The 23,717-nt window shown below is 38.5% G+C and carries 21 protein-coding genes; 8 read left to right on the plus strand and 13 right to left on the minus strand.

Features of this window, described 5'->3' with window-relative positions; genetic code table 11:
- Window positions 1–9 precede the first annotated feature (9 nt).
- The 4 genes from LZT21_RS09690 to LZT21_RS09705 form a co-directional block, all read right to left on the minus strand.
- A complete protein-coding gene (locus LZT21_RS09690) occupies window positions 10–2,931 on the minus strand; it encodes a hypothetical protein (protein ID WP_233990502.1) in 2,922 nt (973 codons plus the stop codon).
- Between the two features lie 134 nt (window positions 2,932–3,065).
- Complete coding sequence (locus LZT21_RS09695) at window positions 3,066–5,012, minus strand: hypothetical protein (protein ID WP_233990504.1); 1,947 nt, start codon at window positions 5,010–5,012, stop codon at window positions 3,066–3,068.
- A complete protein-coding gene (locus LZT21_RS09700) occupies window positions 5,005–7,443 on the minus strand; it encodes a YfhO family protein (RefSeq protein ID WP_233990506.1) in 2,439 nt (812 codons plus the stop codon). The genes LZT21_RS09695 and LZT21_RS09700 overlap by 8 nt, the downstream gene beginning before the upstream one ends.
- 21 nt (window positions 7,444–7,464) lie before the next feature.
- Entirely contained in the window at window positions 7,465–8,343 is an 879-nt protein-coding gene (locus LZT21_RS09705; protein WP_233990508.1) for a class I SAM-dependent methyltransferase, read from the minus strand.
- 275 nt (window positions 8,344–8,618) lie between these two features.
- On the opposite strand from LZT21_RS09705, the gene LZT21_RS09710 reads away from it, so the two are divergent.
- Entirely contained in the window at window positions 8,619–9,485 is an 867-nt protein-coding gene (locus LZT21_RS09710) for a class I SAM-dependent methyltransferase (RefSeq protein WP_233990510.1), read from the plus strand.
- 120 nt (window positions 9,486–9,605) lie between these two features.
- On the opposite strand, the gene LZT21_RS09715 is transcribed toward LZT21_RS09710, so the two are convergent.
- From LZT21_RS09715 to LZT21_RS09735, 5 genes are all read right to left on the minus strand, one after another.
- Complete coding sequence (locus LZT21_RS09715; RefSeq protein ID WP_233990512.1) at window positions 9,606–10,664, minus strand: hypothetical protein; 1,059 nt, start codon at window positions 10,662–10,664, stop codon at window positions 9,606–9,608.
- A gap of 9 nt (window positions 10,665–10,673) precedes the next feature.
- Complete coding sequence (locus tag LZT21_RS09720; RefSeq protein WP_233990513.1) at window positions 10,674–11,366, minus strand: NUDIX hydrolase; 693 nt, start codon at window positions 11,364–11,366, stop codon at window positions 10,674–10,676.
- A 14-nt stretch (window positions 11,367–11,380) separates the two neighbouring features.
- Entirely contained in the window at window positions 11,381–12,232 is an 852-nt protein-coding gene (locus tag LZT21_RS09725; protein ID WP_233990515.1) for a DMT family transporter, read from the minus strand.
- Between the two features lie 117 nt (window positions 12,233–12,349).
- Window positions 12,350–13,111 (minus strand): recombinase RecT, encoded by a 762-nt coding sequence (locus tag LZT21_RS09730; RefSeq protein WP_233990517.1) that lies wholly within the window; start codon window positions 13,109–13,111, stop codon window positions 12,350–12,352.
- The gene (locus LZT21_RS09735; RefSeq protein ID WP_233990518.1) at window positions 13,108–14,130 is read right to left on the minus strand and encodes a YqaJ viral recombinase family protein; all 1,023 of its coding nucleotides are present in this window, start codon (window positions 14,128–14,130) and stop codon (window positions 13,108–13,110) included. Before LZT21_RS09735 ends, LZT21_RS09730 begins: the two co-directional genes overlap by 4 nt.
- Before the next feature lie 111 nt (window positions 14,131–14,241).
- Between LZT21_RS09735 and LZT21_RS09740 the strand changes: the two genes are divergently transcribed.
- The 5 genes from LZT21_RS09740 (at window position 14,242) to LZT21_RS09760 (ending at window position 17,213) form a co-directional block, all read left to right on the plus strand.
- Window positions 14,242–14,442 carry a hypothetical protein gene (locus LZT21_RS09740; RefSeq protein WP_233990520.1) on the plus strand — a complete coding sequence of 67 codons (201 nt, stop codon included), beginning with the start codon at window positions 14,242–14,244 and terminating at the stop codon, window positions 14,440–14,442.
- A 4-nt stretch (window positions 14,443–14,446) separates the two neighbouring features.
- Window positions 14,447–14,887 (plus strand): hypothetical protein, encoded by a 441-nt coding sequence (locus LZT21_RS09745; RefSeq protein ID WP_233990522.1) that lies wholly within the window; start codon window positions 14,447–14,449, stop codon window positions 14,885–14,887.
- A 126-nt stretch (window positions 14,888–15,013) separates the two neighbouring features.
- Complete coding sequence (locus LZT21_RS09750; RefSeq protein WP_233990524.1) at window positions 15,014–15,154, plus strand: hypothetical protein; 141 nt, start codon at window positions 15,014–15,016, stop codon at window positions 15,152–15,154.
- 47 nt (window positions 15,155–15,201) lie between these two features.
- On the plus strand, window positions 15,202–15,972 hold the full coding sequence (locus tag LZT21_RS09755; protein ID WP_233990526.1) for a hypothetical protein: 771 nt from the start codon (window positions 15,202–15,204) through the stop codon (window positions 15,970–15,972).
- Between the two features lie 158 nt (window positions 15,973–16,130).
- Window positions 16,131–17,213 carry a hypothetical protein gene (locus LZT21_RS09760; protein ID WP_233990528.1) on the plus strand — a complete coding sequence of 361 codons (1,083 nt, stop codon included), beginning with the start codon at window positions 16,131–16,133 and terminating at the stop codon, window positions 17,211–17,213.
- A 21-nt stretch (window positions 17,214–17,234) separates the two neighbouring features.
- Here the strand turns inward: LZT21_RS09760 and LZT21_RS09765 are convergent, their stop codons facing one another.
- Genes LZT21_RS09765 through LZT21_RS09780 form a run of 4 tightly spaced genes read right to left on the minus strand, consistent with a single transcriptional unit; the run spans window position 17,235 to window position 21,313 of the window.
- Window positions 17,235–18,086, minus strand: a complete 852-nt coding sequence (locus LZT21_RS09765) for a glycosyltransferase (protein WP_233990530.1) — start codon at window positions 18,084–18,086, stop codon at window positions 17,235–17,237.
- Between the two features lie 16 nt (window positions 18,087–18,102).
- On the minus strand, window positions 18,103–19,083 hold the full coding sequence (locus LZT21_RS09770) for a rhamnan synthesis F family protein (RefSeq protein ID WP_233990532.1): 981 nt from the start codon (window positions 19,081–19,083) through the stop codon (window positions 18,103–18,105).
- Window positions 19,071–20,267 carry a hypothetical protein gene (locus LZT21_RS09775; RefSeq protein WP_233990534.1) on the minus strand — a complete coding sequence of 399 codons (1,197 nt, stop codon included), beginning with the start codon at window positions 20,265–20,267 and terminating at the stop codon, window positions 19,071–19,073. Before LZT21_RS09775 ends, LZT21_RS09770 begins: the two co-directional genes overlap by 13 nt.
- A gap of 56 nt (window positions 20,268–20,323) precedes the next feature.
- On the minus strand, window positions 20,324–21,313 hold the full coding sequence (locus LZT21_RS09780; RefSeq protein ID WP_233990536.1) for a hypothetical protein: 990 nt from the start codon (window positions 21,311–21,313) through the stop codon (window positions 20,324–20,326).
- A 69-nt stretch (window positions 21,314–21,382) separates the two neighbouring features.
- Between LZT21_RS09780 and LZT21_RS09785 the strand changes: the two genes are divergently transcribed.
- Both LZT21_RS09785 and LZT21_RS09790 read left to right on the plus strand, forming a co-directional pair.
- Window positions 21,383–22,321: an NAD(P)-dependent oxidoreductase gene (locus LZT21_RS09785; RefSeq protein ID WP_233990538.1), complete on the plus strand. Its 939-nt coding sequence runs from the start codon at window positions 21,383–21,385 to the stop codon at window positions 22,319–22,321.
- 2 nt (window positions 22,322–22,323) lie between these two features.
- Window positions 22,324–23,673 (plus strand): NAD(P)/FAD-dependent oxidoreductase, encoded by a 1,350-nt coding sequence (locus tag LZT21_RS09790; protein ID WP_233990540.1) that lies wholly within the window; start codon window positions 22,324–22,326, stop codon window positions 23,671–23,673.
- The last annotated feature ends 44 nt before the right edge of the window (window positions 23,674–23,717 follow it).

A 23,717-nucleotide genomic window follows, 5' to 3' on the forward strand; every position in this document is an offset into this window, starting at 1 on the left:
GGAAGATAGTCATTCGGAAATATATAATTTGCTTGAGGTAGTTGACTCCCCTTCTTTTTTTATGCTGATTGGAGTAATGCGTAAGGCAATGATCCCTTTAAAACTAGAAGGTATTTTTATCAGTTTTTTACCATAGCCTTTTGCGATAACTTTAGCATTCTGATCACGTGAGTTTGATTCTAAATTATTTAGGCTAATTATTTCCACTAAGCTATCTTGCTCAGCTGTTCCTTGTTGCTGAATATAAATATATTCTGGAAGTATATAAAAACCATCATTTTTTCGTATAACTTTTGCTTTTATATCTTTCACTAAAGGTGGTAATTCATGATCAAGCTTAACTATAGCCCAAGAACCTCTTGGGGATAAATCAAAATCAATCAACTCATGCTTCATGGCACTCGATTTATTTTGAGCCTCTATTACGATTGGCATTCTAGGACAAACATTATCAAAGGGTTCAAAACCCTTCATACGGTCTGCAACAATATTTCTTAAGCTTTGAGGCCACATGCAGATAAAATAGTCGGGATATTTATAATCTAAATTAATATTACCATCAGCTAACCATAAAAAGTTTTTCATATCCCGCTCTGTTTCATAACCATTTTCTGTCTTAGTCGTTTTGTGTGAATGAGAAGAGGGGTCAAAATAAGCCCAACTTCCAGTCATTGCTGCAACTGGAGCAGCATAGGTCATAACAATTGCTGATTTTCCAAGAAAAGGAGGTTTTTGTAATTGCTTTAAAAAGGGAAAGTAGTTCGGAGGTAACGCTGTAGCATAACTAAATTGTAATGCAGCCCAATAGAGTATTAGAGCCAATGAAATTCCGCTTGATAAAAATAAAGTAGCTACATACTGATTTCTAATGCCTGTAAATCCCACATATTTTTTTTGTTTAGAAATTTCATAAAATTCAAAATCGTAAAACACTTTAGTTTTTAAATTTAGACCAACAGCAAATAATAAATAAATAGCTATTGTCAATGGAATACTTGTAAAAAATACTGAAAATGGAGCAGTTCGTTGTAAATATCCACTAATTACGTATCCAGGAGAAAGCAAAAATACAATAAAGAAGGCTATTTCTCCAATAAAAAAAAGTATGAAAACATTAGTTAGATGCGTGATAATTTTTTTAGACAGAAATTGATATGGACTCATGCTAATGAATAAACATCCAAATACAATACTGAAAATTGATAGTAAACGAGCGAGCAGTTCTCCGCCAAAAAAATTAAAGGGACGCATCCAAACCGTTGAATAATCTTGGTCATATAGACGCCAATGGAAGAGTAGAATCAGAATTATGAAGCTAAGATAGGTAGTCTGAGTGAATAAATGATTTCCTAAAGTTTTTCTCAAAGTTAGGCTTAATTTTATTAAGCCTAACTTATTAATGATCTTATCTTTATATAATTCAGTGATTAGAAATATAAGAGCCGCTAAAAATATAGACAAAAAAACTATATAGTAAACCCCAGATTTAAGTTGATTAATATAATTAGCTAAAATTTTTAATCCAAAAATTCGTTGTGTAAAAAATATTAAAAATATAACTATAAATAAAAGAATGAAATTAATTAAATAAGATAGTTTTATGTTTCCTAACCATTTAATCTTATTTAAATTTAATAACAAAATAATTAAGCAAGTAGATATAAATACAAGTAGCTGAAAAGTAGAGACAAATTGGCTCGGACCATAAAAAATTATAAAAATTAAAAAAGAGGTAGTTAGTATTAATAATATTGGTTTAAAGCTATTCCACTTAGAATATTCCGACTTTGATTTAATTTTTAGATAATCTACGTTAGTCAGATTTGCATAAATAATACCCATAAAAATCAAGCCTATCAAGGAACTAAAGACAGCATCGATTAATTCAAAACTACTAAATAATTTTATATATGTTAAGGAAAAAACTATAGTTACTAAAGTAAATAGAAATAGCAAGATCTTGCTAAACGAAACTGCCGGTGTAAATAAGTATTTTATTTTTAAATTAAATTTACTGAATTTATCTGAATTGCAAATTAAAGAAAAAAGGTATCCACTTAGGATTGTAATTACAATAAGGGTTAACCAAGGGGTATATATTTGAAAGACATACATTGTTTGGGCGTGAATAAACGAAAATAAATTTCTTAAGGGAGAAGAATCTGTGTGGTTAGTCCAATAAACTATTTTATTGGTACTAAAAAAAGTCATTGATGAGTTAGCCCAATCCTCTTTGTTGCCAAAATTTCGCATATTAAAGGTGGTCGAAAAATCTTGTTTTACAACTGATAAACCAAATTTTAAAATTAATTGTGAAAATAGCAGAGCTAAAGCAGAGAAGGCTCCTAAAGCTTGAGCTAACCAAATTTTCAAAATTAAAGATATGTTTAAGCGGTGCCAATACGCAGTAAAAAGTATTGCGAAAGTTGCTATCATTACCGCGAATACTAACTCGTTGTAGAACATTAGGAAAAATAAGCCATAAGATCCTGCAAGCCACTTAATCGGGTATTTAGAGTCTAAGTTAGTAATGCAGGCAAGTATTCCAAAGAATAGAAAGCCATACCAAACCCTATAAGTTACAACTTGCCACTGCCCGATTTGCAAGTAATCTGTAAATAGGAGCGCAGAAAAAATAAATGAAAATAATGGATTTGCAATACGCCGTAGACTTAAATAAGAAAAAATTAAAGATAGCGTACCTATGAAAAAGGTGGTGATTAAGACTTGCGCTTCAATACTAGTTGCGCCGAGAAAATATATTAACGCACCAAAAAGGCGAGGCATATTACCTTGATGTGTATGCATATATGGGTGTGCCGCCGAACTAAATCCATATGCCTCGTCAGTAAGCCCAAAAGATTTTAATAAATCAAAGTGTAATAAATTGTATGAATGCCAGTAAACTGAATAAGTTTCGTTAGCATCCATTACATATGGTAGGCCATGACTATATAAAAGTATTGCGCCATAATAAAATGAATGCAGAAATAGAAGAGCATATAAATATGGAAAATTCTCTAGATTCCATTTGCTCTTTAGATTTAACATAAATTTAGACTATTCTAATTTGAGTTTGATAGATCTAATTTAAATCTAATAACTAAAGAGCCATTTTTATCAAACGCATAGAAGACATCTTTATATTTATAAATTGCAAAAAAACATGTAACTTGCCGATCTTGAATAATGACACAAACTTCATCATCTCTTTTTGTGATAATTCCCTTGTCAGTAAAAACGCGCATCAATCCCGGGCGCCATGATAATTGTGTCACATTATTTAGCTCATCAAACTGCCACTTAAAATTCCATTCATTTAAATGACTATAGAGAATTTTTTGGCTAAAATAGTCTAAATAAGTTGGCTTTCCAACTAAAATCGCACCTATTTTCTTCATGTCAAGTTCAGAGAATGATGAATTGCCAAAATTAAATTTTGGCAAACTTTGATCTTGAAAATATGGGGGAAATTTTATTGAATTAGAAAGGCTTAGATCCGGATTTTCTAATGGCTGAAAATCAATCTTCACATCTTTGGCAGAATCCAAAGCAGCAGCAGTTTCAAATGCATAAGAAAAACGTCTGTCAAAAAATTGCTTACCTTTCCAGGTATTTTGATTGCTAATAACTTCGTTTCTAATATCGTTAAGATCATGCCAAGTTAAATCATTTTTCCCAAAATAGGGATAACGCTCCTCTCCAGCCATAAAATTAGTAATTTGTGAAGCAATGATACATACTACCCAAACCCATGCGAAAAGTATGAAATTTATGTTTCTAACAGAATTAGCTGCAATGTGCGCAACCAAGAGAGATAAAAAAAATGAGGATATCGCTGCATAATAACTTATATCCTGTAAATAACCATTTGTAAATATAATTAAAAATTCTTGAACAAATAAATATATAAAAAATGCGAATGCAATCTTTCCCGCATTAATTTTTTCATTTTTTTCAATGGTGATAAAAAAACAAAGAAAAGTTATTAGATAGGCGAGGTAAGCCAGTTTTTCTCTAGATGACCAGGCAAGAAAATTAGGAAATGGTATGCTGCTTACCCAATTTGGAGGGGCTATTCGATTGGGTATGTAATGTGAAGAAAAAATTACTTGAAATAAATTTAAGGGATCATAAAACTCATAATGCCTTATAGATTTTATTAAATTACCAAAATTATAATATGGACCTTTAAATATTAAATCGAATATTTGTAATGGCGATTGATTAAGCGTATTATTTATAAGCGGAATAATTAAAGTAAGTGTCGTTACGTATAGGAATATTGTAATTAATAGACCTGAGAGTAATATTGTAATTTTAGTTGTATCTAATCTATTTACATTTATTTTTGCTAATACATAAATTAAACTAAGTGGAATGAAAATAGCCGTTTCATCTGATAATAGTCCCATTAAAAATGCAAAAATAAATAGAAGTGTTCCGATATAAGGACGGGATGGTTTAAGGACTGTAAAGGCCAGCGAAATTCCATAAAAGCCGAGTGAAAAGAATAAATTTACTAAAGCTTTTCCAGGCAAGTAGTATTCTAAAAGTATGCCCAACATCCCTGGGGATGAGGCATAAAGCAACGTTGCCATTATTGGCAGTCGTTTATTATTGCTAGTAAGGCAAATTGCCTTATAAAATAAATAAAGTGTGGTTGGGTAAATTACCCAATTAAAGCTCAAAGATGGATGAATAACTGTATATAGTAATAATATCCTTCGAAAATGAATATTAATCCATATCATTAAATTTTTAATGATATGCCCTCTGGAATCCCCTACATTATTAAAATCAAAAATTTTAGATAAAGGATTATCAGTGAACGCTGGAAGATGTTTGATAATATACTCGCTAAATATTAATCCGTATTTAGGAGTTGCAATAAAAAAACCGATTATAAAAAGAATTAATCCTAAACTTAAGATAAAAGAAAGATGGCGCTCCCAAAGAAATAACTGATGATTTTTTGGGTGGATAAATTTACTCTGGGAAATCTTATTCATCCAATTTTTTAGAATATTTCTTGAGGAAAAAGGATACTAATACAATAAGAAATAAGGCACAAATACGAATAAAGTCTGCTGTTTTTGTTTTTAAATAAGTTGTATATCTGAAATTTACTTCATCTACTCCTGGGGGGATGATTACACTTCTCATAACAACATTGGCAGGAAAAATGGGTATTTCTTTGCCGTTAATATCTGCATGCCAACCGGGAAAGTAAAGATCATTGAGAATTAGTAAACGTTCAGAATCTGACTTATTGAAATTTAGCCTGATGAAGTCACCGCCCCCTGTTAAGGTAATGAAGCCAGAATCTTCAAAATTCTTTGATTCATTAATACCCTCAATAAATGATACTTTTTCTGGATCGATGATCCCATTTTTTTGAAAAATTTCTTTTACTGCTTCATTCGGAGAGATAACAGACTTAGCAGATTTTGTAAAAAAAACTCTAGGAGTTACTCGTGCAGGAGACTCAATTATTTTGAAACTCGAGGGATCTGCTATACCGGTCACTTGATCATTATTGAGGCTTATATTTCTATAAGATCCATCATCTCCTATTAATACATAGCGCACGTTAAGAAATCCTAATAAATCCCATGGCATTGTCGCAAGATCAGTAAAGCTTATAGTCCGTAAGCTAGCACCATTCCCCCAGGGAAGTATTCTCAACCTGTAAGGTACACCAATGCCATAGTAGCCATCTATTGTACGGAGCTCCCAAAACTCAGGAATATGTCCCGCACAAAAACCACCAGCTATATTTTTATCGCAAACAAGAGCAACCCGAAATCTATCCGGGTTGATGCGTTCATGGAGAGATTCTAGCTGTTCTTTGTTGGGGAGTTTAAATTCGCTGGATTTAGCGTAATAAAAGTCCCCAGAATTAAATGGTTTTTTAAAATTCCAGACATAGCTGTCATTAATTTGGGCGTTAGCGCCAATTAAACATTGTCCAATGATAAGGCCGCAAATTGATGCATAGACAATATTTTGTGAATTAAATTTTTTAATTCGAAGGCCGTAGATAACTATAAATACAACGAAAGTAATAAGTGAGAGCGCAATTCTACATAAAGACTCTTGGCGCATAACTGGAAAATTTTTAAGGGTATATATACCCCCAAATTGTGATGCTATAGCGTTAATTAAAATAGCAATAAATAATCCAAAAACTACACTAAATAAAAAAGTATATTTTTTATTCAAATAATCAGTTTTTTTTGAAAGATCCTCTAAAGATATTGCAATTAAAAATGAAAGTGGTAGTAGTCCTGCGATCAATATCCGTGCATGAGTAAAATCCATCCTCATAAATAATAGGAAGATCGCATGTGCTGCTGGTTTGAAAATTAAAACTGAAATACAGGCAATAAAAACCCAAAAGAAAAAAGGAGTATCTGAATTACTTTGTTTATTTAATAAAAGCCACTCTCTAGGGTTTCTAATTAGCCCCATAGCCAGAAGTAGTGGAATAATAGGGGACGTAAAAATGAGAAATCCTTCAGTAAGATTCATCGAGTTCCCAAGCGCAGACCTTTCGGACATGGTTCTTCCAAATATTCCATAGTCAAACCATCGAAAAATTTCAGACGGAAAAATTCCTTGGAATTGGTATAGGGTTTCAAAGTCTTTTAGGTTTAGGCCATCAATTGCCCTACTATATTCACGCATAGCTAAAGCAATTCCTAAAATTCTAGGGGCAGCAAAACTAATTCCAGCTAGTAATGCCAAGCTAAAAATTACAAAAATTGACCATTTTTGCTGGCGATATGAGCACCAAGCAGCATAAGTAAATATGAGTAAAATTGCATACGCTGCTTTTTGGAGAAACATCAGGTGTAACATGCACCCAATTAATATAGTTAATATTAAAAAATTTGGTAATGCTGATTTTTTTTTAATTTTTCGTATTGCGAGTGCTAAGAGCGGTATCATGATAAAAACTGCAAAACTCATGCTATTTTGACTTACCTTTAAGAGAGTTAAAGATGAAAACTCATAACAAAGGGCTCCGATAAAAGCTGGTATACCTGCAGGAAAATAAGTACGTAAAAAGAAATAAGCACTTATGCCAGATAAGGCTAGAAGACCAATGTCAAAGTATCCTATAGCTATATAGGCTTTATCAGCTCCCAGTAGAGCCAATAAATATACTGACGGGTTTGGAAATACACCAACCATGGCAAGGCTGTCATATCCCATCATTTCAAAATCATCCCACGCAGAAATTTGCCCCGCATGTAAAGTATTAATATAGTGTTTAAGAAACTTGAGATTTCCGTTAAGGCGATCTGGATTTCCAATCCATAAGCCATCTCCTATAAAGTGGCTTCTAAAAAGCCAAATGGCAAGTAATGCTAATAGAGCAATGAATAAATAATCTATTAGCAATATTTTTTTTGAAGGTGATAAATTTAAATTCATGACGAATTAGTTATTCTATGATTATGAATTCATACCTATAAGGCGATTAATAAAAAGTTTGATTCCCCTGGCAATCAATAATTTCCAAGAGTTAATCCATTGACGAAGTTCGGAAAGTTCTGCATCCCGATCTTCTAGTTCTTTAGAAAGGGCACTGACTTCATGATTAAGGCGTAATTTTAGTTCATCTTGTCGTAAATTAAATACTTCAAGTTGACGATCTCCCAGAGCCGTAAAGTATTCATATACTTCCTGAATATTTAGTTGGGGTGCTCCAAGCCAATTTGCTGAGTTTGGATTGATTGGTTTCCCAATGCAAATTACACCCAAGCCTTTTGAGTGTAGAAAGGAGAGATTAGCATTGTAGCGAGTTTGTAATTCTTCCCAAAATTGCCATACTCCAAAACCATGATCGCGAATTACGATGTCATGAAAAAGTACTATAGCATTTGGAGCTAGCTTAGGTAGCCATGTCTCAAAATCATGCTTAACCGCTTCGTAGGTATGCAGCCCATCAATGTGTAATAAATTTATAGTACTGTTATCAAACTGAGTAAGCGCATCATCAAATGTCATACGGAGCAAATGTGAAAATTCGCCGTAGTACATTTGATTATGCGTATTCACAGCATTAAAAATATTGTCATCGTACTGGCCAGTATGACTATCACCTTGCCAGGTATCTATAGCGTAGCATTGTGTTGGTAGTTGGAGCTCCTTGACAGACTGGCAAAATGCAAAATAGGAATTACCAGTGTGGGTACCCAATTCAACGAAGATAGGTGGACGAGTAGCTCCTATGACCCAGTAAGCGAAAGGTAGATGACCAACCCAAGGATTGGGAGACATGAGTGATAAAGGTCTAAAGGCGGCAGCCTTAAGGGGGCTAAAAGGGTTCATGATTTGACAATCTAAAGTCGGGAGAGATTATAATTTTAACTATACCCTATTATTTCTATATTTATATTAATTAGTAGTAATTACATTCAGTTTATTACTGAATATTTTTTTAATTACGGCTAGCACTATATTTAAGTTCCATAGACTCTAATAAAAGCCATTTGCTAGAAGTTAAATAATTATTAAATTAGATAATTTTTTTTAATACATGGCATTATGTTAATATCACATATAATTTTCAATCAAAAAAATATATATTCGATATATCTTAAGTTATGTACATACAAAAGTTAGATTTGCTAGATAATTTTAAAAACCTTGTTTGTCCAGGCTGTAAGAATTCTTTCTCAAGTTTTAGTAAGGCAGAAAATAATCTAAACTGTCAGTTTTGTGCTCAAAGTTTTAAGTTTCATAACAATATATTTATCAGCAATCAAAATATTAGCCCAGAATACTTCGATAAGAAATATGATTTTATGGAGTCTGGAAATGAATTACCAGAAATTCAAAGCTTATGTTACCGTAGACAAAAGCTAGAAGTTGAAAAAATTTTTAAAGCTGGAGATGTGATTCTAGATCTTGGTTGTGGACCATCTACCTGTTATGAAAAGCCAGAAGGTAGCTATCTCATAGGAGTTGAGCCCTCATATCCCTCGATAAGACTAAATAGTAAAATAGATCTCGGTATTTGCGGTTCGGCGACAGATCTTCCTCTGGCTGAAAGATCGATCGATTGTGTGGTGATGTTTTATTCAATTCATCATATGAATTCAGTTTCTATCAATCAAAATAAAATTATTCTCAGTAAAGTCCTTGCTGAATGCGCAAGAATAATAAGACCCGGAGGTAAAGTCATAATTTTTGATATGAATCCTTGGTTTCCTGTTTGGTTACTTCAAGGCTTAACCTGGAATGCGCTTAAAAAATCCCTCAAAGAAAAATTAGATATGTATTTTTGGCGAGAGTCTGAATTAAAAAAAATAGCATCTACTGCTTTTAAGGGGATAGAATTTACTTTTGAAACAAAAACCTATAGAAGTTCGGGCCTACTTAGATTTGCCCCAATTTTTAGTTTGCCAAATTTTAAGGTTCCAAGATTTTTATATCCATTTCAAGTTAAAAAGTATGAGTGGACTACATAACTGAATTTTTTTGCAACACAAGCCTGCCTGCAATGTATATTTTGAAAAGTTAGTGCTATATTTACTTTCACCATTCATTAGCAATCACAAGCTCTTAGGACATGGATATTTTTTTATTATTTAATCTTGTTTTAATTTGTCCACTACCAAATCGCATATCAACTTATTTCCAAATTGAGTATGATGGCCATTCCAAACCATTTTTTCAGGAAAACTTCTAAATTTAGATAAAGGATCAATAATTTCTATGTCCAATTTTCTAGCAAATTTATGAATAAGAGCTAATTCTGATTTTTCCTTTTCCGTCAGCCCTTGGGGGCGGGGATCTTGATAGTCAAATATTAAGATTTTTCTAGCACTAATGGTTGAAAATTTTTCAAGGGAAAATTTAACTATCTCGGGAATGGACGCAGCACTAGGATGCTTAAGGCTCATTCTTGGGGCTGCGGGTGTTATTTCAAGATAATCCATCACCTCATTAGCAACAAATGATTTATTGCGAAGCTCGCCAGCTAAATTCATAAAACCGGACTGTTTAGCTTTGTAATCCTCAATTGAAATGGGTATGGAGTAGCCAATTTTTCCATTATCAAAGATTACTGCAGGCTTTGAAAAACCTGATCTAAAAAATAATTGATCTCTTGCAAATCCATTACCCACTAAAATTGCTAGTATTACTACATCATATTGTTTAGTTATTAACTCCAAGTCTGCCCTCAGTATCGATTGGGCTACACCGTAACCAAATATTCCACCATTATCTACTTCTGCCCTTAAATTGTATTCAACGCAGGCTGGCCAAGTTTCTTGATCCCCAACTTGGTAACCAAAAGTAAAGCTATCTCCAACTGCTAATATTTTAAAGAATTTTTTTTTGAATTTAATATGATTTCCATTACCCCTAAATCCATTTTTATTTACTGTTAAACGCCCCATTGTCCATTTTTCAATTTCTTTACTATCAAAAAATGGTCTTGGAAGTGATCCTAAGCGCTTATCAAATTTTGTTAGCGCAACATCTATATTTTCATCTAAATAGCCGGTATTTGTATTGACATAATCGAATGCGCAGCTAATATCACATGTCTTTAAAATATATGATCGATAGCCTGCTTCAATTAGAAAAAACAAGATAACTGTAAAGGAGATATTAATAATAAATATTATTAGTATTTTCATATTTATTAGCTACACCAATCCTCTTAGGCGCGCTTGGCAAAATGCTGAGATTGTATGAGTTTCTTGTATTTCACTTGCCAAAAGTAAAGATTCAAACTCTTTCACAGAGTAGCGCTCAATTGCTTCTACTCCCTCATCTAATTGAGGCGATCCTAATGATGTTAGTTTGGTAAAAAAAAGATAGGAGCCATTGGCAAACAAATTAGTAGTGCCATAAATAAAACCCAATGGTACCAATTCACCTGCAACGCCCCCGATTTCTTCAAGGAGTTCTTGGCGCGCCGTTTGCTCTATTGTCGCCATATCATCAATTGCTCCTCGCGGAATTTCTAGGATTGATTTACGCAAGGCATGACGAAAATGACGAATTAAAATAATTTTATTTTCAAAAATGGGAAGTACAGCAACCCCTTCATTATTACGATTCATGGTTCTGGTATGTAATCGAATATCGCCATCAGAAAACTCCACCGCATCTCGAATGACAGTTACCCAAGGATCTTCTGAAATTATTCCTACATGTGACCCTTCTAAAGGCAAGCCAAGGGCTTGATTGCGAAGAAGCGATGCTTGTTCTGCGGCATATATTTTTTGTGGATCAAATACAATTTTCACGCTACCTAAATTGTTGGCAAAGTGATGGGGATGTTTTCTTGCAAACTCCAGATAGTATTCAATGCGTTTATGAAAAGAGGAATCCATCAGTATTTATTTCATTAGTTAGTAAATTTACCTACTGCCAGTAGCATGACGCCAATCGTTACGGTACTTACTCCTATCCAGCGCACCGCCGTAATGCGCTCCTTCAGGACAAACGCTCCAATGAGAACAGAAAAAATAATGCTAGTTTCTCGAATGGCGCTAACCCCGCCAACGCTGGCCTTACTCAAAGACCATATAAAAATCCAAAAGGAAGTTAATCCCAGTATGCCTGTGAGCGCAGTATTTTTCCATTCCACGATCCAAATTTTAAGCGCTTTACCTTGGGTTGCCCATAGGGCGTAGGCAATAAAAACCAAGCCATCCCAAAAGACAAGGTGCGCTGTAAAGGAGAAAACACTACCGGTATAACGTACCCCATAGGCATCAAGAACCGAATAAAGGGCAACGGTTGCTGCAGCAAATCCCGCCAAAAGAAAAACAAAGACAGTTACCTGCTTTTTTAATCCATCGGTGACTAAAAAACACACCCCTGCACAGACACAAAAAATACCCAAAAGAGCAATGATTCCCGGCCTTTCTCCGAGGGCAAAAAAGGCAATGATCACTGCCAGTACAGGACATAATCCTCGAGCCAAGGGGTAAGCCAGGCTTAGTTGGGTATTTTGATAGAGCTTTGCTAGTGCAACCTTATAGGCAAAATGAATCAGAACGGAGAGGGCAATAATGCAAAATGCCCAGTTTGATAGTGGGCTTGCTTTAAAGAGTAAAAGACCACACACCAAGGTAGTAGCCACACTCATGCCCCCGATGGCAATAATTTGGTTACTATTGGATTTGATGAGGGCGTGCCACGAGGCATGCAAGAGAGCGGCTGCGATTAATGCAGCAACAACAAAAATGTCCAATTTATCCAGTATTTATAATAATTAAAAAGAATGGCCGCTTTAGGGTGATAGACATCATTTTAGTTGTTTATCCATAATTCTTATTGGTTTTTCTGCCCAATTGATTAAGGCACTGTATTAAGTCATGGCCAATCTGGCGCACTGCTTCATCACCCGGTGTCTTAGCATCCTTCGAGGCATCTTTTGCCAGATAGCTTGCTCTCCTTTCACTTCTTCAAAATATTCTCGAATCACTATGGGATGACTACGATCTTTGCGATAAATCGTGCATTCCATCCATAGGGGAATGTCATTGGTATGTTCAGGCGATTGGGCAAAGGTAATCCCATCAAAAGCGGGGTGATTATTTAGGATCTTGCTATAGCCTTCAACCGTAATATAGGCTTGCCAACGTTCATCTTCATATAAGGCTAATGCCACCTCTTCTTTTAGAGGGTCTAAATTATTAGCTCTTGCCAGTCTTAACAAGGCTAACAAGGTTTGTTTAGGTACCAACACCTGTAAATCAATCCACGCTTGTAATTCGGCTACTTCAAGAGCTAAATGCTTTGCTGTTGTCGCGATTTCTTTCTCAATCAAGTTAGTAAGCAGCTTAATGGGTAGCACAAGATGCGTATTTGGAGGTGGCGCTTTGATCGCTTGTTGATTTTTCGCCTTAGTACCACTAGCTTCTTTGATTGACGAAGTAGCTGCGGGCTTATTTTCTACTTTATCTAAATCATCATCTAATAGATCTTCCTGGATATTGGCTAAAGAAAAATGAGGTGAAGTAGCTTCAGTTAATGTTTTGGGTAAAACGCCAAAATCGCGTTGTGCTAGTTCTTTTAAGGTATAGGTACGTTTACCCATTTTTTTAATTGTGGTTTGATTTGCTTTCATGCGCACTCTCCCGTCTGAATCCTAGTTGATACCTTTACAGAATTTGCAAGCTCCTTAATCACTAATCTTCGCGAGTTTTGGATCGGCACTTGGTATTGAGAAATCATTTCAGGATGCTCTAGTTCTAGTCTTTTGCTATCTAAGCGATAGCTTTGCTTTGGGCTCTTCCAAGTCGCTAAGACTTGGCCTTGATAGGTGAGAAGCTCAGCTTCCCCCATCTGCTCCATGATGGTTTGCTTGATATGAGAGATCTCAAGCTCTTTAGATTTAATCTCACTATTTAACAGCTGTAACTTAGCAGTCAGTTCATAGATGACTGGTTTAGCTTCTATGGCTTTACCAGCTACTTCCTTTTTAAAGAGGTTTTGGTAGTCGGTTTCGCACTGCGCAGGTGGTGGAGTATCTGACAATACATAGTCATTCCAAAAGGCAGCGGCTTTAGTAATGATTAAATCTTCTAGTTCTTTATCTCGATAGACCTCATAAATTCTAAAATCACTTTTACCAAAAAGGACGGCCACATCACATCTCTCCAAATTAGTAATTGCCAAATACCAAAGGCATTGCACTAGGTAACTCATTGGCACTTCATCAGTTCCCAATTCGCCCCAATCCGATTGGTTAAAGGGGCTGGCTGTTTTGCACTCTAAAAGGTGGGCAGCAGCGCAAGAACCATCAGGATTAAATAGAGGTTCAGAATCAATGGCACTATCCAAGCTTGACTTAAAGATAAAGCGATCGATATGGCCCACCATAAAGGGGTAGGTGGGGTGAGCAACACCTTCTTCGCTATGTACTAGGGCGTAGCCTGTTTGAGTGGCGTATTCAGATGCAACAAAGCTTTCTGCAAAAGACCCAAAGCGCACTGGCAGGTTATCTACCTTATTAACTATACGACCAGTTTTCTCAAGCCAGACGTCTAAAGCAGTGCGGTATTTAGAAAACCCTAAAATCGCACCGATATCGGAGCCGCCTAGGTATTTGGTGCGATTGGCTGTAAAATCTTGATTATTAAGCATATTTACTCTCCTAAATTAAATAATCATTATCTCTTAATGAGTAATGATTACCTATTATAAGGTATTAATTACTTGATTACAAGTGGGCAAATTAGAGCGGCTAGAGCGCTATTGAAATGGACAGGTAAAGAGCTTGCCGAGGCTTCTGGGGTAGCTTTTTCTACGCTAATGCGACTAGAGCCAGGGGAGGGTGTACCGGGCGCTCAAGCTAAAACCCTGGACGCTATTCAAAAAGCCTTTGAATCAGCTGGCATCGAATTCATAGGCACCCCAGACTCTGGAGCAGGGGTGCGTTGGAAGTTACCCCGGTAACACCATGAAACACCCCGTTTTAAAGTCTCCCGCCCAGGTTTTACTAGAAGGGCAAATTGATGCAGATCTTCTGAGTGCTGGCTTTACCAAAAAGACGGCTCGCGCTAAGGCGATGTTAGTAGCTGCTATTTTATTGGTGCGTGACTATATTGCAAATCCGGTAGAGGTTCCTAGTGAAGTAGACAAAACAGGCAGACGCAAAAGTGGTGCTAAAAATAAAGAGGCTTTGCGAACATATTTGTACTCCACCTTATTTTCGATCTGGGTTTTAGAGTTTGGAGTTCACCCCAAAATTAATAACAAACACAATCTTCCTACCCCGTTTACTAAATTTGCCGCGCCTATTCTGAAGCGGGAAAAATTTGGAAAATTTATCGATCATGCAGAAAAATATCAGTCGTATCGTGCCAAGGCAATTGCGCTGATTGAATCCGATCCTGAGTGAACTGAAGAAATTACCCCTATTTCCGGGGGGTACTTGGGCCCAATAGGCTGTCAAAAAGCCGTTCTTTTTAAGAAAATTTAAGGGTGTCGTTTTGACACTTTTTTATTTTTTTATAAAGGAATTATCATGAATCAAAATCGTAAGACCGTATCTACTGGCCCAGTAACACAAGAGGGCAAAGCCATTGCATCAAAAATGCAACCACCAAAGGCATCTTTGCTAAGGCGTATTTACCTTGGGAAGACCCGACAGAGCAGCACGCTCTAGTTCAAGGTTTAGTAAAAACCTGGAAAGCTGATCAGCATCCAGAGCGCATGACGTTTATTCGCGATATCGAAGAGGCAGATCTGCGCCTCTCGCGGGCGATGAACTTTGAGCGGATTCAAATTGAAGCGGCAATGCAAAGCTTGGATGTGGCACTGGAGTTTTGTCAAAAAGCTGGCTTTGCGCCCAGCACCCATCTTTCGATGCCACATTGGTATTTTCAAGATGATGAATTGGGTGAGCAAGAAAAACGCAGAGCACTATATGTAGATTTAGTGCAAGAAGAAGCATTAGAACTGAAGCGTATGTACAGCGATCACATCGTTCCCACCATTGCCAAAGAGTTCCCCAATTTGTATTCGTATGTGATGAGCGGGCAAAGAGAAGGCGCCTCATTTATTGCGGTACTTGGCGCGCGGTTTAAGCAGTCAGCGCCAACGCTTAATTTAGGGGTAGTCAGTAATGAGATTGGTGAAAAATATAAACACCATCTAATATGGGCTTACGCATGGCAGCGGTACGAAATTATCATCGCCGGCATTCGAGCGCGGGTAGTGGCGCAAATTGTGTCTGACGAGAAAACGATGCGCTATTTAATTGCCGCTCAAAACCGTAAAATCAAAGCTACTCACGCCTTAGCTTCTTTAACCCATCTAGATTGGCAAAAAGAAGATCGCATTTGTATCGCGCTGCCAGAAGTCCTTAAAGACACACCAGTCCTTAAGGAAGATCCTAAGTTAGTGGAGGCGAAAAACGTGGAACTGAAAGCCGCTGGTGGACAAGCTAATGACGCTAGCTTTACGGTACGCACTTCAGCCTAAGGAGTCAGGCGGTTTTAATTGGGCCTTGGCCTACCTATTCGGCTATGAGGATTGGTAGGTCAATGCTGAATTAAACCGTTTTTTGCAAAACGAACTCCCAGTCATGCGCTAGAGACTCTAGACTTAAATGAACTGTGAATCTGCATTAAGATAGGACCATGCCTAGCCCCAATTTGGTGATTTATCACTATTTCGAAAAAGACGCGAGTTACCGCGATAACTTTTTGCATTTCTTGGTCTTTGGGGTAGAAACAGAGACTGACTACTTGGTTGTCATTAGCGGTGACTATAGTGTTGACTTACCAAGTCTGCCAAATGTACGTTATCTTTTTACACCCCCTAAAAAGAGTGATTTTGGGGGTTATGCACACGTCATTAATGCGGGTTTAGACCTTGGCCCTTATGAGCACATCTTTTTTATCAATTCGTCGGTGCGCGGCCCTTTTTTACCTGCCTATAGTGGACGTTCTTGGACCCATCTCTTTTTAGAGCAAATGCAAGAGGATGTGGGGATGGTGGGGACATCGATTTGCACCATCAAAGCCGACTTTCGCCATTCACTGAATTATCAAGCGCGCTTTGGTGGAACACCGCCCTATTCGCATGTACAAACGATGGCCTACGCCCTGCGTCGCTCCGTTTTAGAAAAACTCATTGAACAGGGCTTTTATGGGGAAGAGCGTGATGCTACCAAAACACTAGCGATTGAAAATTATGAAATCCATCTATCCCAATCTGTATTACAGCTTGGTTGGAACTTGCGCTCCTTACTTCCTGAGCTAAACGCTACCGATTATCGCTTACCCCATACCAATCCGAATCCGAGCTCAACAATAGGGGACCCTAATGAGGTCTTAGGCTATTTTGGGCGCAGTGTTCACCCTTATGAGGTGGTGTTCGTAAAAACCAATCGACACCTTTATACCGAAGCGTATTTAGCGCGTCTGACCTATTCGATGTGGCAAATCCGCAAGGTGACGATTTCTCCAGCCTTGGTTGCCGCTCCTGCAATTGCCGATTATCTTAAGCGTATTAGTACAGAGGCACTCTCGATAGAGACTGTCTCAGACTTTAGTTATTTACCCGGGGCAATTGAGGCACAAAATCAATTGCAGATTGCTTTGCAAGAAAGCAAAATTGCTCAAGAGCATTGCCTCCAGATGCGCAGTTCTACTTCGTGGAGAATTACTGCGCCGCTACGCGCATTTAAAGATTGGCTTTCTGGGGCCAGTAAAAAATAGACGCTGTTTAATAGATTCTGTTTAAGCGGGTGTTTGTTTACTCGTTAGTGCCCAATAGGCCCGCTGCCAAAGGCTCGCTTTGAGATTGGTATTAAAGGGGAAGGGCGCAGTCGGATGGAGTTTGCCAAAATAGGCTTGGTACGGCGGCAGTAGCTCCCTAAGCTTAGCTTGGGGATATTTCCAATTGAGGTAGCGTACTTCTTTTGTAAATTGCTGAAAGTTAATTTGATGTTGGGCTTGGCCCTCCCAAATACCATTGGCAATATGGATTTGCTCAGCGATGAGAATATTGAAGTGCTGATCAAATAAGCGATAGTAAAAATCACAATCAAAGAGCATCTTGAGGGATTCATCAAATAGTAATGCCTTGGCTACTTCACGCTTTAGCGTAATGACCGAGGGAGAGCTCGCAGTATTATTACCAAATAAAAAATACGGATTTTTTTTCGGGGCGATGGGATTGGTAAAAGACTCTCCATCGGTAGTATGCAGAGCTCCCGTCAACATACCATCGGGCTTTTCTATATTGATGATAGTCAGAAGGGTTGATAAATAGTGATCCTCAACCAATACATCATCTTGAAACAAAATTTTGATGTACTCTCCTGTTGCTAATGCAATAGCGGTATTGAGATTATGTGCAGCAATGCCGCGGCGCGTCGTGGTGCGATGATATTGAACTCCCTGTGAGGTAGTTTTACAAAAATGTTCTATGACTTGATCCTCAGACTGATCACTCACTACAATTTCAATGGCTTGAGGATCAATACCCGTTTGCTTTTTAATTGAAGCTAAGGCCCGTTTTAAAAAAGCTACGCCTTGCCCTTTCATTTCATAGGTGGGAATGACAATGGAAATTAGAGGCTCAGTCATTAGTGCATTGCATCATTTAGGGGTAGGGATTAAAAAAGGTTGGGGTTATAAGAATTGCGACATCTAAGCCTCGCGAAGTAACTAGATGCGTAATACACCGCTCTAGTGCATGCGCAAGCGTGCCATCAGTTTGACCAAGTTCTTCATCAAAGTCGGCATACTGCAAGCCCGATAAGAGTAGGGGAGCGAGCGCCTGACTTTGAGCCCAAAACATGGTGCCTACTGGAAACTCAATAAAGCCTTTGACTGGTGCTGCAATGCCCCATTTTTCACAAAGTCGATTAGCCGTTTCCCAGTTTGGGCCCCACTGACAATTAATCACATCAATCGGGGCAAACTTTTGGGGATAGATAAGCGCATTGGAAGACAGAAGCGTGAGTATTTTCTCTATACGGTGATCTTTACTGCCCAATAATTGCTGCCATAGATAATCCCGCCAGGTATCTCCAAACGAATTGGCGGCGAGACTTTTTTTAGTATGAATGTGGGCAAAGTAATCATAGCCAGCTAACTGGGGACCAAAGGTGCAAATCAGGGGCGCAAGGTCCCTCCCTCGGTTGGGGGTGAGCGCAACGGTTAGCTGTTTAACCGTGGGCAGCGGTCTAAAAAGAGCCTCAATCAGCTCTAGATCTTGTTCATGGGGCGTAGAAATAAAAAGATCAATGGGTATTGGCAAAGATTGAATAAGCCCTCCCAGCTCGTTAGCTAGATCCGCATAAAAGAGGTGGGCATGAATAGCGATTTTTTTCTCAGCGGATACCGGCAAAAAAGATGCCTTCTGTAAATCAATAAAGTGAATTGAAGATGGGCGCCCATCTAGTAAGACTCGCTTAGCTTCTTGCCACTGATTAAATTGAGACGTGCCCTTAAAGAGGCTGGGTAGTAAGTTAAAGAGGGTATTGCGAATCACAAATTGACGTGGCGGCGTTACATTTAGCATCCAAGTAAGTAAGCCATGACGCAAACTTTCGCGCGCCGTATTTATTAAGGTTCGCATGGTTTATTATTTTCTGTAAAGGAAGACAAAAACCAAAAGAGCATCAGGGTGCAGAGTAAATAAAGCGTATTTGCTAGGCTTAAGCCATTGTCGCGGTAATAGCCATAAGAGAGATAGAAAAAAGGGAAAAAAGCCAATAGCAGCGGACGGATTGTTATTTTCTGTAATAGATTTTGGCAAAAAGAATCGAGCCCAAAGGGTAATAGCTTTTGATTATGGGTAATCAACCCAAGACTAAGACTGAGTAAAAAAGTATAAATTTCAAATCTGCCCCAATCATGCGCAATGAAATACAAAGGCAAGGAAAGTACTAAGAGGAAAATAAAACGCTTTAGTAGTGACCCATCTTTTAAAAATACAGATAGGAGTGTGATGGCAAGTAAAGGCCATAAAGATACCCGCAGGATTTTAAGAAGCATATAAAAAACGGATTTGACTGAGCCAAAATTTGCTAGCCATTCCTCTTGTAAAAGGGTCATCAAATCAGGTAATACCCCACCATAGAGTCGAAATGGCTGGCCATTTTTGGTAATAATTGCCATGCTATTTTGCATTTCCTGCGCGTGATTAAAGAAAACAGAATAGCCAATAGCAATGATAAAGACGGTTAGAGCAATACCTAGCCAATGCACAGTTTTTTTCTGCGCCAAAGCGTAGATTAGGTAGAGCGCTGGCAGCATGAGAAAAATAGCGGCCTCATGAATAGCCACGACAAGGCATGCAATCAATATGCCAAAGAATCTGGCAACCCACACATTGCCCTGCAAAAATAGATAAACAATGACGAGTGCCATACTGACTTGCAAGGGATCGCCTAGAACTTCAAATAGTAAAGAAGTGTAAGGACCACTAAGGACAAGGGCGCATAGCAATGGCCAATAGCTAGCACCTTTTTTCGCGCGAAAGTAAAGACCATAGGAAAACACAAGAATTAAAAAGGCAATCGCAAGGCAAACTAAATTCAGTGCAATCAAGGAGATTTGAGGGCCAAAAAGGCTCCTGAGCGTTTCACCCAAAAATGCCCGACGCGTATAACCATCGGTGTAAGAGGTAATCCAAAATTGCCCCCAATAGGCCCCAATACACCCTAAACTTTGATCGCAAAAAATTGCTTGGGTAATATTAAAAATAGCTAAAGCAATTCCTAGGACGATGATGAAGAGGGGTTTTTTGAGGAGGTGCATGCAATTAGCTGGTTTTATGAGTATTAAAAAGGGTGCATATAGAGTAAGCGTCAGTTTTACTTCGATCTTGGAGTTGATGTAGTTTTATTAAATAATGATTTACTCAGGGTCGCTAGTAAAAAAACGTAGGCCGGCACAATTGTGACAGCAAAACCCCGCAGACCATCGACAGTAAAAAAAAGTACACCATAACTTAGCAAAAGGGCAATTACAGCAGTGCACATAAAAAGATAGTGCTTATAAATGAGTAGATACAAAAGAATGCAGGTATAAACAATCAGAAATGGCATTCCTGGGGTTAGCCAAAATCCCCAGATATCGGCCACGTATTGTTGGGCAAAAAAGGGAATGCCTTTATCGAGGACTGCTGCTAGTCTGCCATTGGTATAGAGATAATCAAAATGGCGGTACCATAGCTCCAGCACCCCCCGGCCAAATAAAAGACCCGCAAGGCTTGATAAGCCAAAGAGTATCCCCGTTTTTTTATTCCATTCAAATGTCGTAAAAAATAAGAGGGATAAAGCAATGGCGCCAACTGCTGCCATAGAAAAATGCGCTAACGCAGCAAGGCTCAGCGCTAAAAAGATGACTACTTTATTACGTGATAGGGCTGCGGTGATCAGTAGCAAAATAGTTAAGGGATCGGGGTAACCCAGGCCAGCAGTTTGCAGTAACTTAAAACTAATACCAAAGATTGTAACGACCAGCAATGTTTGGAGGGCGTTTTGGCCGTAGAGCTGAAATAAAAGAGCTAGGAAGGGCAAGATGCTAATGAGTAAAGTAGCGCAAAAGACTTTATAGGCAATAAACGTTTGACTAGCACCTACGAGATTGCCTATTAAGGGCATTAAGATGGATTCGCCCCAATACAAGACCTTAGCAAGGTGCTCGGGATGAAAAATCGTTTTAGCGTAATTGGCGTACCAATCGACATTTCCCAGAGCAAAATAACTATCTAATAGGGGGTTTTGAAAAACTAGCCAAAGGCTTAAGAAAAAGCTATAAATCAGTACCATCAGAAACATTGGCGATTTGGATGGAATCATTGCTGGATTTTAAAGGAATCGCCTCAGGAGACTAAAACGCAGCTTATATTCGTTAAACTAGCGTAGTTTATGAAAACACAGCACATTTTTTTGCCTGGCGGCGCAGGTTTAGTCGGTCAAAATTTAATCCCAAGGCTAAAAGCGCAAGGCTATTGCAATATTGTTGTTTTGGATAAACACCCCAAGAATGTGGCGGTCTTACGCGCACTGCATCCGGATGTTGAGGTAATCGAAGTCGATTTAGCTAGGCGTGGAGATTGGCAAAATACCTTTGCGCGCGCTGATATGGTAGTCATGCTCCAAGCACAAATAGGTGGGCTTTTTTACGATGAATTTGTAGCCAATAATATTGAGTCCACCCGTCTCATTTTGGAGGCTATTCGTACGCACGTAATTACGAAAGTGGTCCACATTAGTTCTTCAGTAGTAGAGTCAGTTGCTGATGATTTTTATACCCGCAGCAAAATTGAACAAGAGCAAGTCGTTTTAGACAGTAATGTTGCTTGCCCTATTTTGCGTCCAACGCTGATGTTTGGTTGGTTTGACCGTAAGCATTTAGGTTGGTTATCGCGCTTTATCCAAAAGGTGCCGATTTTTCCCATTCCTGGCAATGGTCGGTTTATGCGCCAACCTTTGTATGTTGGTGACTTTTGTGAAATTATCATTGCCTGTTTAGAAAAATCCATTCCAGCGAAAATCTACAACATTACTGGGCTTGAAAAAATTGACTATATTGATTTGATTCGCTCGATTAAAAAAGCCACTCACGCTAAGGCAATTCTTCTTAAAATTCCTTATTCCTTATTTTATGGACTCTTATGGATCTGGAGTTGCTTTGATAAAAATCCGCCGTTTACTCCTCAGCAATTACAAGCCCTAGTAGCTAAAGATGAATTTGAAGTGATCGATTGGCCCGGTATTTTTGGGGTTAGGCCAACTCCTTTTGCACAGGCCGTTACAGAAACATTTACCCACCCTGTATACAGCAAAGTAACTTTAGAATTTTGAATATGAATACGCTCTCGCAAAACCAAAAAAAAGAACGTATAGCCGTTCTTGGGGCTGGCCCCATGGGTTTAGCGGTGGCTTACCAATTGGCGCTCGATGGCCATGTGCCGGTGGTATTTGAGGCGGATGACCGCGTCGGTGGGATGGCTGCCGCCTTTGATTTTTCAGGCACCACCATTGAGCGCTATTATCATTTTCATTGCACGTCTGATCAAGCCTTCATGGATATTTTAGGAGAGCTTGGTTTATCAAAGCAACTCCACTGGGTTCCTGCGAGGATGGGCTTTTGGTTTAACAATCGCTTACAGGCCTGGGGTAATCCTTTAGCACTACTGCAATTTAAAGGCTTGAGTCTACTTGCTAAATTTCGTTATGGATTGCACGCTTATATGTCTGTGCGTCGCAATGATTGGCGTGCGCTAGATCATGAGGATGCTGTCACTTGGGTCAAGAAATGGGTGGGCCCTGAAGCATATGAAGCACTTTGGCGCGGTTTATTTGAATATAAGTTTTATGACTACACCAATAATCTTTCGGCGGCGTGGATATGGAGTCGCGTACGCCGTCTTGGTCGTTCGCGTTACAACCTCATGCATGAGAAGCTCGGCTATCTGGATGGCGGCTCGCAAACCCTCTTACATGCGATGCAAAAGTATATTCAAGAACGTGGCGGTGAGGTTCGCTTAAGCACTCCCGTTGCGCGCGTACGTATTACTAATGGACAGGTTCAAGGTATTGAGTCTGGGGGTCAGTTCGAACCCTTCGATAAAGTCATTAGTACGATTCCCTTACCCTATATTCCCAAAATTATCCCAGATTTACCGCCGGCAGTGTTAGCCCAATTAGCGGCGAAAAAAAATATTGCAGTGGTGTGCGTCATTGCTAAATTGCGTAAAGCTGTTACTGAGTATTTTTGGCTTAATACGAATGATCCTGAAATGGACATTCCAGGCCTTGTCGAATATACCAATTTACGTCCCCTGGGTAAGGAGCATATTGCTTACGTTCCCTTTTACTTGCCCGGTGAGCATCCTAAATTCCAAGACTCCGATCAAGTCTTTATGGATAAGGTAACCGCTTACTTCATGAAGTTAAATCCTAGCTTAATTGCCACTGACTTCTTGGATATGCGGGTGAGTCGCTATCGCTTTGCGCAACCTATTTGTGAGCCCGGTTACCTTGATACCTTGCCCCCCGTACAGTTACCCATTAATGGGCTATGGCTGGCGGATACCTCTTATTACTATCCAGAAGATCGGGGCATATCTGAGAGTGTAGACTTTGGTCGAAAAATGGCTAAAGCTGCATCGACACCTTATGTAGCTGGGACTATGCCGACAACGGCAGGATGAACGCCACGGGCAGGCGTTTAGTTTTGACTTGCTTTTATACTTAG

The organism is Polynucleobacter sp. IMCC 30228, from assembly GCF_021395205.1.
Taxonomy (GTDB): Bacteria; Pseudomonadota; Gammaproteobacteria; order Burkholderiales; family Burkholderiaceae; genus Polynucleobacter.